General features: G+C 70.4%; 1 protein-coding gene. It reads right to left on the reverse strand.

Features of this window, described 5'->3' with window-relative positions; genetic code table 11:
* Nucleotides 1-38: 38 nt before the first annotated feature.
* A protein-coding gene (locus ABT006_RS34985; RefSeq protein ID WP_350712752.1) for an IS3 family transposase occupies nt 39-1,282 on the reverse strand; the annotation gives its coding sequence in 2 pieces (ribosomal slippage) (nt 39-964 and nt 964-1,282; 1,245 coding nt in all).
* Nucleotides 1,283-1,348: the final 66 nt, after the last annotated feature.

Raw genomic sequence — 1,348 nt, forward strand, 5'->3', positions numbered from 1 at the left:
GGGGCTTGACCCCGGATCTTGGACACGGTGGTGATTGATTACGCCGCGGCCGTAAGGGTAGCGGCGTGGTGGGTTTCGTAGGCGTTCGGGGAGATGTTGCCGCACGCGGAGTGGCGCCGGCGGGTGTTGTAGCGGTGGGCCCAGCGGAACACGGTGCGGCGGGTGGTGAGCTCGTCGGCGAACGCTGTGGCGCCGGCGAGGGTCTCGCGTTTGAGGGTGGCGTTGAAGCTCTCGGCGAGCGCGTTGTCGGCCGAGGAGCCGATGGCGCCCATCGACTGGGTGACCTTCAGACGCTGGCATAAGGCGGCGTACGCCCTGGACGTGTAGACCGACCCGTGGTCGGAGTGGAAAATGGCCCCGGCCAGGGTGCCACGCTCGCGCGCGGCCGCTGTCAGGGCGTCTTCGACGAGCTCGGTGCGCATGTGGTCGGCCATGGCCCACCCGGTGAGCTTGCGTGAGTGCAGGTCGATGACCGTGGCCAGGTACAGGTTCCGGCCGTCGGCCAGCGGCAGGTGGGTGATGTCCCCGACGTACCGGCAGTTCGGGGCGGGGGCGGTGAAGTCGCGCCCCAGCAGGTCGGGGAACTTGCGGCCCGACTGGGCTGGGACGGTGGTGCGCACCCGGCGGCGCAGCCGGATCCCGGCCAGGCCGTGCTCACGCATCACGCGCGCGACCCGCTTGTGGTTGACCCGCCCGTCGGCGGACACGCCCTCGTTGAGATCCCCGGTGATCCGCGGGGCACCGTACGCGCGGTCCCCGCCCTGCTTGGGGTCCTGCAGGGCCCGGATCCGGTCGGCGAGCTCGGCATCGGCGGCGGCCCGGGCACGGCGTGCCTCAGCGGCCGCGCCCCAGGCGTAGTACGAGGACCGGGCCACCTGCATGACCTGGCACAACCGCTTCACCTCGAAGGCGTGAGCGTGGTCGGCGACGAACTGGAAGCGGTTCACCAGTTCGTCTCCCCGGCGAAATACTTCGCCGCCGACCGCAGGATGTCCCGCTCGGTCTCGAGCTTCTTCTTCTCGACCCGCTCCGCGGCCAGCTCGGCCTCCAGCCGCGCGATCCGCGCAGCCTGCGACTCCGAACGCCCGGGTCCGATGGCCACCGACGGCGGCGTTGCCCTCGTCACCGTGGTACCGGCCCCCAGGGCCCTCACCCAGTTCTGCAGCGTGCCGCGAGCGATACCGAGGTCAGCAGCGATCGCCTGGAAGGTCGCCCCCGGCGTCGACTCGTACAAGTCGACCGCCTGCCGGCGAAACTCCTCCGTGTAGTTCTTGCGGGCCATGCTTGGATTCTCGCTTCCCCCAGCAGGTACTGGATTCCGCATGTCCAAGATCCGGGGTCAGGGCCC

The sequence above is a fragment of the Micromonospora sp. NPDC002717 genome (assembly GCF_040295705.1).
GTDB lineage: Bacteria > Actinomycetota > Actinomycetes > Mycobacteriales > Micromonosporaceae > Micromonospora.